The organism is Pectobacterium brasiliense (assembly GCF_013449685.1).
GTDB lineage: Bacteria > Pseudomonadota > Gammaproteobacteria > Enterobacterales > Enterobacteriaceae > Pectobacterium > Pectobacterium brasiliense_A.
Window position 1 is genome coordinate 1 of record NZ_JACDSF010000078.1, and the last position, 287, is coordinate 287.

The following is a 287-nucleotide window of genomic DNA, read 5'->3' on the forward strand; positions in this document are numbered from 1 at the left end:
GGTAGACGCACGGGTAGCGTCACAAATGATACGCGAGCATTGGTGCATAGAAAATCAACTGCATTGGGTATTGGATGTGGTTTTCAGAGAAGATGAGATGAACCTGAAAGACGCGGAAGGGGCAGCGCATATGGCGCTGTTCAATCGAGTGGCATTGAGTGTCCTGAAACAGCATGAAGGAAAAAAAGATAGCATAGCGGGCAAACGACAATGTGCCGGATGGTCAGGAGATTTTCGTAGCGAGGTCATCTTTGGTTAATTCATCAACAAAGTGGAATCCCGCCCTG

The 287-nt window shown here is 48.1% G+C and carries 1 protein-coding gene; it reads left to right on the top strand.

The window, feature by feature from the left end; all coding sequences use genetic code 11:
* Nucleotides 1-259 (top strand): transposase (locus H0248_RS21960; protein WP_374705285.1); only part of this gene is annotated, 259 nt, incomplete at its 5' end.
* Between the last annotated feature and the right edge of the window lie 28 nt (nucleotides 260-287).